At 69.2% G+C, this 6,677-nt stretch carries 6 protein-coding genes; 1 reads left to right on the top strand and 5 read right to left on the bottom strand.

From position 1 onward, the window contains the following. The 5 genes from JL108_RS13325 to JL108_RS13345 all read right to left on the bottom strand — a co-directional run bounded on the left by JL108_RS13325 (position 1) and on the right by JL108_RS13345 (position 4,438). The gene (locus JL108_RS13325) at positions 1–1,194 is read right to left on the bottom strand and encodes an AAA family ATPase (protein WP_205198728.1); all 1,194 of its coding nucleotides are present in this window, start codon (positions 1,192–1,194) and stop codon (positions 1–3) included. Further along, positions 1,191–1,874, bottom strand: a complete 684-nt coding sequence (gene cpaB / locus JL108_RS13330; protein ID WP_205198729.1) for a Flp pilus assembly protein CpaB — start codon at positions 1,872–1,874, stop codon at positions 1,191–1,193. The genes JL108_RS13325 and cpaB overlap by 4 nt, the downstream gene beginning before the upstream one ends. Before the next feature lie 118 nt (positions 1,875–1,992). Beyond that, positions 1,993–2,220 (bottom strand): Flp family type IVb pilin, encoded by a 228-nt coding sequence (locus JL108_RS13335; RefSeq protein ID WP_240191059.1) that lies wholly within the window; start codon positions 2,218–2,220, stop codon positions 1,993–1,995. Between the two features lie 161 nt (positions 2,221–2,381). Next, the gene (locus tag JL108_RS13340) at positions 2,382–4,007 is read right to left on the bottom strand and encodes a pilus assembly protein TadG-related protein (protein WP_205198730.1); all 1,626 of its coding nucleotides are present in this window, start codon (positions 4,005–4,007) and stop codon (positions 2,382–2,384) included. Then, positions 4,007–4,438 (bottom strand): TadE/TadG family type IV pilus assembly protein, encoded by a 432-nt coding sequence (locus JL108_RS13345; protein ID WP_205198731.1) that lies wholly within the window; start codon positions 4,436–4,438, stop codon positions 4,007–4,009. Before JL108_RS13345 ends, JL108_RS13340 begins: the two co-directional genes overlap by 1 nt. A gap of 313 nt (positions 4,439–4,751) precedes the next feature. On the opposite strand from JL108_RS13345, the gene JL108_RS13350 reads away from it, so the two are divergent. Further along, a complete protein-coding gene (locus JL108_RS13350) occupies positions 4,752–6,674 on the top strand; it encodes an MFS transporter (RefSeq protein ID WP_205198732.1) in 1,923 nt (640 codons plus the stop codon). The last annotated feature ends 3 nt before the right edge of the window (positions 6,675–6,677 follow it).

Below are 6,677 nucleotides of genomic sequence, written 5' to 3' on the forward strand. Positions count from 1 at the left end.
TCAGCTCACCTCCACCCGGCGATGTCCCGGCTTCGGCTCGGTGGCCCGCGCCCGCTCGTAGATCCGCTGCGCGAGCGCCTTGACCGCCTTGACGAAGGGGCCGCCCTTGCTCGAGGACAGCAACGGCACACCGCGGTTGGCCGAGATCTGCACGTCCTTGGTGCGCGGCAGCGCGAAATCGGCCGGCACCCCGAGCACCGCCTCGATGTCCTTGATCCGCAGCCCGGACTGCTTGTCGGCGAAGTTGACCACGACGTGCCGCGACGCCGGCATCAGCTTCAGCTCGCCGAGCAGCTCGATCCCCTTGCGCACGCTGCGCAGGCACGCCATGTCCATCGAGGACACCACGATCGCGTCGTGGCTGACCTCCAGTGCCGCCAGCGTCGCCTCGTCGATCCCGGCCGAGGTGTCGATCAGGACATAGCGGAACTGACTCTGCAGCTGCAGCAGCAGGTCCCTGATCCGCTCGGCCGGAACCGTGTCATTGGCGGCCGGCGAATCCGCCCCGCACAGCACATAGAAACCGGCCGGATGGACGGTCAGGAAGGTCTTCAACAGCAGGCTGTCGCCCCCGGCGGACTCGAAGGCGTCCGCGAGCGTGTAGGCGGGATCGAGGCCGAGGACCGTCGACACGTCCCCGAACTGCAGGTCGAGGTCGACCAACACGACCTCCATCGGGTGGGACTCGGCGAGCGCCACAGCAAGGTTGACCGAAAGGCTCGTCTTGCCCACGCCGCCCTTGGGCGACAGCACCGTCATGACCCGGGAACTGAACTCGACGGGGGCCTGGGCGAGCGTCGTCGCGGGAGCGCGGCTCCGGCCGGCACGGGCCTCCATCCGCCCCCGCAGGCTGGTCAGGAAGCCCGCATCGGTGAGCTCCGGCGCCACGTCGCGGATGCCGGCGCGCATCGCCTCCAGCACCAGCTGAGCCTCGAGCCGTCCGATGAGAATCATGTCGACATCGGGGCGCACCTCGCGCACCTCCGCCGCCAGCGCGAGGGACCGTTCGAGCGGCAGCTCGTCGGCGAAGACGATGACGGCCGGCAGCTGTGCCGCCTCGACTCCACGCAGCAGGCTCGATCCGGGAGCGGCGACCGAGGCGGCCGTCAACGCCACGACGGGGAATCCGATCTGCGCGGAGACCCGATCCGCGGTGGCCTCCGGGGCGCCGACGATCAGCAGCACGCCGCTCATGGCGCCACATTCGCTTGGGCGATGGTGCCGGGACTGTCGGAGACGGTGTCGGGATTCTGCAAGCTCATCCAGATCGTGCCGAACTCCTGCGCGTGGACGATCTGCTGCGCCTGCAGGGTGTTCACGGCGACCGTCACCAGGGCTCCCGTCGCGGAGTCCGACCCGGCGACGCCTCGGTTCACCTTCAGCACCAGCAGCTGGTTGATGGGATTGGACGTGACCTGACCGCTGCTGTAGGACGTGAACACGCCGACCCGGTCACCGGCGTCCACCACACCGCCGGCGAGTCGAGCACCGTCGATGGGGATGGTCAGCTCCTGCATCCCCTCGGGCAGCTCGGTCGACCCGGAGGCCGAGGACGGCTCGTCGAACTTGCCGGTCGACAGCTGGTCTCCGGCGATCAGGCCGACCGTGGTGACCTGACCGGAGTCGATCTCGTCCAGCGAGTCCACGGCCTCCGGGATCCGCACGGACTTGGGCACGGTGACCGCTCGCACCCGGCCCTCCAGATCGCCTACCGGCGTGCCGGCCGCGATGTCCTCGGTGGCCTGCAGCACCTCGACCGTCTCGGTGCCCTCGAGGGCACGATCGTCGGCATTGCGGGCATAGGTCACCAGCGCGATGACGGCCGCCAGTGCCAGCACGGCCGCGATCACGATCGCGATGATCTGCTTCTTCATCTCTGCTCCCTCAGCGCTGAGACGGGAGCCTGCCGGCGAGATCGGCGGGCAGGCGGGGCTGGAACCACGAGAGGGCGTGGCGGGCGATCACGCCCACCACGCCCGCTCGGATCAGGCCTCAGCCGTCGGTGCCGCCACCGCCCTCGCCACCGGTTCCTGTGCCCTGGAACCCATTGATCACATCCTGGAAAGCGTCTTTGATCTCGGTACCGAGCGTCGCGACGAGACCAATGATGATCGCCGCGATGAGGGCGACGATGAGGCCGTACTCGACGGCGGTGGCACCCCTCTCCTCGCGCTTGGAGGTCGGAGCGAAGGACATCAACGTGGCATACAGCTTGATCATGCAAGTCTCCCTAGGCAGTCGGATCATCGATCCGGGTGAGCCCGGCCCCCGACGGCCGGTGCTTGAGATTGAAACTAGACAAGACAGCAGCCCTTGTCCCGAGAACGGAGGACTATCTTCGAATTAGCCCGTTCGGACTACCTTCTCCGTCTCGTGATACCTCACCCGGCGACGGGCTCGACGAGACGCACGCCGTCACAGGCGGACGTACCGCCAGCCTGCACCCGCGCCCCTGCCACATCGATCCCCAGCCCATTCGTCAGCGTGTTCAGCACCGGCGAGAGAACGCCCTTCAGGGCATTCGTGACGAGCGGAAGCACGATGTCGAGGAGTCCGTTCAGGCCTCCGGCCACCGCTCCCACCAGCTGGTTGAACAGACCGTCCCGGGGGAACTCCAGGTGCGCGTTCAGAACGAGTGGCGCCCCCACATCGCCGCCATAGCGGCGCGGTTCGGCACCGTCACCGAACGGCAGCAGGATCTCTTCCTCGGGGGGCATCAGCAGAGCGGCGGAGACCGAGAGCACCGGCCTGAGGTCGAGCCAGATGGGCAGGGGAATCCCGAGAAGAGATACCCGCACCCGGAAGTCCAGCGTGGCGCCGCCGCTGATTCGTGCGCCGGAGCCGCTCATCTGCACGCGAAGCATCTCCTGATCGCACTGCACGTCCGTAAGCGTTCCCGTTGCCTGCGCCAGCTCGATCGTCAGTGGCACACTCCCGGTCAATCCGGCATCCAGCAGACCGGGAACCCTGAGATTCAGCAGGTTCAGCGGCACGTTCACCTCGACCTTCGCCTGCGAGGAGTGGGCCGTCGCCCCGCTTCCCGGTCGGCCGCAGGCCATCTTCGCCGGCTCGATCAGGGTGATCGTCAGCGGTACGAGCCCATCCGTGCTGACGGTGTATGCGGGCGCTCCGGCCTGCGCCGAGGCCGCTTCGAGGGCGAGGCCGAGCAGGTCGAGCACGTTGACGTCGCCGGTGAGCGCCGCGCTCCCGGTGGTGTCCAGGGCGAGGATGTCGCCGAGGGCGAAGCCGAGGTCCTTGACGCGGCCGGATGCCGCCAGGGCGGCGACGAGGGCGTCGATCGCCACATCGGCACCGGCCGCGCCCTGCTGGTGGACGAGCTGTGCGGCGATCTCCGCGAGCCGCAGCGCGGTGACTCCGGTGTCCAGCAGTCCCTCGGGTGACACCGCACCGAGCTCGGCGGCGATATCGGCCAGCGGCACCTCGACACCGCGCAGGTCCGCCAGACCGCCCGAGCTGAGCACATCGCCGTCGATGCCGAGGACCTTTCCGAACCAGTCGGGCAGGAAGGTCGCACTCGACGTGTCGAGGGAGGCCAGCATCGCGCCCACCACGAGACACGCCTCCGGCGCGTCCCGCGTCGCGACGGCGGCCCGGGACGCTTTGCCGTTCCCGACGGCGAAGACACGGCTCACGGTCGTGCCCGAGGTCACCCGCACCGCCGTGCAGGACGTTCCGTCGGACCCCGCCACGAAGCGGCCCTCGGGGGTCAGATGACCCGCGACCGCCACCAGCTCCTCCTCGGAGCCGAGCACGCCGCCCTGCCGCCCTCTGCTCTCCCGGGCCACACTCGTCAGCACAGCATCGTCGCAGGCGGGAAGACGACGTGCCGCATCCAATGCGGCGGCATCGGCGACCGCCTGCATGTCCCGGATGGCCGAACGCTGCACTCCCAGGTCCACCGCGAAGGCGGCGATCGCCACAGTGACGACGACGATGAACACCGTCATCACGAGCACCGCCCCGCGATCCTCGTCACGTCGGGCCATCAGCTCGTCTCCACCACGGAGGTGTACTCGACCGTCGAGGGCAGGGTGATGCCCAGGCCCGGGAAGGACGGGATCAGCGGATGATCGCGATAGTCGTGGCGGATGGAGACGCTGACACAGGAGGCGTCCGAGCTCGATCCCTCACAGGTCGCGCTGGTCAGCACGCAGGTGCCGACGGTGGTGCCGTGGTGGGTCAGGCTCCCGGTCTCGGTGCACCGCACGCCATAGGACTCCAGCGAGCGGTTGACCGCGGAACGCGCGCGGTCGGTGCGATCGGCTACCGCGACGGTGGCCGGCGCGAGGGCGGCCGAGCGCGACCCCTCGCTCGCTGCCTGGGTGACGGCCTGGCGGTAGCTCAACATGTAGCCGTAGCTGATGATCCCGAAGACGAGCGCCAGCAGGATCGGCACGACGAGGGCGAACTCGACCATGGCAGCACCGCGGCTGTCGCGGCGCCCGTCGCATTGCGCGCGCGCCGGCCTCTTGCCCGACCTCGTCACTCCCACTCCTTTGCGATCGGCGCAGCGAGTCGCGACGCGCGAGCCGTCCGCGGAGCAGACCTCTCTCGCGTCCGCGGGTGCGGAGAAGCTATCACCGCGCCGAGTCCGGAGTCTGTAGTCCTCAAGGACCATGTCGTCCGGAACGGACGTCCGCCGGTCGCCGACGGAATCTGCCCTGTACGGTTCACCTGAAACCCCTCACCGTCTGGAGGCAGCTGTGTTCGCCCATCGAGTGCCACCGTGGGTGACCATCGCCGTCATCTCCTGCGGCGGTCTCGTCTCGGCGATGCAGTTCACGTTGATCATCCCGCTGATCGCCGACCTCCCCGGACTCCTCGATGTCACCACCGAGGACGCCTCCTGGCTGATCACCGCCACCATCCTCTGCTCCGCGGTGTCCACGCCCATCGTCGCCCGCATGGCCGACATGTACGGCAAACGCCGGATGCTCATGGTCGTGCTCACGATCATGGTGATCGGCTCGGTGATCTGTGCCCTCGAGGCCGGCTTCGCGATGCTCATCCTCGGCCGGGCCATGCAGGGATTCGCGGCCTCGCTGATCGCCGTGGGCATCAGCATCCTGCGCGACGAGCTGCCGAAGGAACGTGTGGGCACGGCGGTCGCCCTGATGAGCGCCACCATGGGCATCGGCTCCGGCCTCGGCCTGCCGCTGTCCGGCGTGCTCTACCAGCACCTGGGCTGGCACTCGATCTTCTGGTTCAGCGCTGTGGCCGGGCTCGTGCTCGTCATCACGATCGCCCTGTTCATCGACGAGTCCTCGGTGCGCACATCGGGTCGCTTCGACATCCTCGGCGCGATCCTCTTCTCGATCGCCATCGTCGCCCTCCTGCTCCCGCTCACGAAGGCCGGACAGTGGGGCTGGGACAGCCCTCTCGTGCTCGGACTCCTCGGCCTCTCGGCGCTCACCCTGGTGATCTGGTTCCCCACCCAGCTGCGCCGCAGCCAGCCGATGGTGGACCTGCGGATCGCCCGCCAGCGCACCGTGCTGACCACCAATATCGCCTCGCTCTTCGTCGGCTTCGCGATGTTCGCCAATATGATGCTGACGACCCAGTCGCTGCAACTGCCCGTCGCCAGCGGGGCCGGGCTCGGGCTCGACGCCGGCACAGCCGGTCTCGCGATGATCCCCATGGGCCTGGTAATGGCCGCGATGGCGCCGATCACCGGCCGCCTCCTCGATCGCATCGGCGGGCGTCTCACCCTCATCCTCGGTGCCGGGGTCATGGCCGTCGGCTACGCCGCCCGCGTGCCCTTCTCCGAATCGGTCCTCCAGGTGATCATCGGCTCGACCGTGGTCGGCGCCGGCACCGCGATCGCCTTCGCCTCATTGCCCACCCTCATCATGAGCGCCGTGCCGATCACCGAGACCGCGTCGGCCAACGGCCTCAACACCCTCGTCCGCACCCTCGGATCCTCCGTCGCGAGCGCGGGCTGCGCGGCGATCCTCGCGGCGAGCGTCGCCGAGGTCGGCGGGACCCTCCTGCCGACCCGTGCCGGCATCGATGCGGTGGCCTGGACGTCCGCCGTCATCGCCACGATCGCGGTCTTCCTCGCCCTGGCCATCCCGGCCACCCGCCCGACCACCTCCGCCGCCCGCGGCAGCGAGGCGCAGGGGCAGGAGGTCGTCGTGCGCGGCGAGGTGGTCTTCCCCGGCTCTGAACGCGAGCGCCCCTCCCTCGTGTCGGTCCTGACCCTCGATGGCGACCAGGTCGACTGGAGCCCCACCGGACCGGACCGCTGCTACTCCGTCGTCCTCCCGGGAGCGGGCACCTATGTCTTCACCGTGAACGCCCTCGGCTGGAGCCCCGCGTCCCGGGTCGTCGACTACGCCGGACACGGGGCAGGGCCGGTGCTGCGCCTCGGCGAGGAGCTGACCCTCCACGGCTGCGTCACCCACGCGGGCGAACCCTGTGGCGACGCGACCGTGGCCCTCGCCCACGGGTCCGGCGGACTCGTCCAGACCACGAGGTGCGACGAACACGGACGCTATCGCGTGCCGCTGCCCGGCGCGGGGCCCTATCTCGTGACGGCCATCCGACCGAGCAGCCGCGACGCCACAGCACGCAAGCTCGTGGTCGGCGTCGAGAGCATTCGCTTCGACATCGAGTTGGAGACCGACTCGATCGAGGCGACCTCGGACCGCTGATCC

This window comes from Aeromicrobium sp. YIM 150415 (assembly GCF_016918125.1).
GTDB classification, from domain to species: domain Bacteria; phylum Actinomycetota; class Actinomycetes; order Propionibacteriales; family Nocardioidaceae; genus Aeromicrobium; species Aeromicrobium piscarium.

Excerpts from the sequence above, each read along its gene's own strand:
- cpaB (WP_205198729.1), bottom strand. The coding sequence starts at position 1,874 with ATGAAGAAGCAGATCATCGCGATCGTGATCGCGGCCGTGCTGGCACTG.
- JL108_RS13325 (WP_205198728.1), bottom strand. The coding sequence starts at position 1,194 with ATGAGCGGCGTGCTGCTGATCGTCGGCGCCCCGGAGGCCACCGCGGAT.
- JL108_RS13345 (WP_205198731.1), bottom strand. The coding sequence starts at position 4,438 with ATGGTCGAGTTCGCCCTCGTCGTGCCGATCCTGCTGGCGCTCGTCTTC.
- JL108_RS13340 (WP_205198730.1), bottom strand. The coding sequence starts at position 4,007 with ATGGCCCGACGTGACGAGGATCGCGGGGCGGTGCTCGTGATGACGGTG.
- JL108_RS13335 (WP_240191059.1), bottom strand. The coding sequence starts at position 2,220 with ATGATCAAGCTGTATGCCACGTTGATGTCCTTCGCTCCGACCTCCAAG.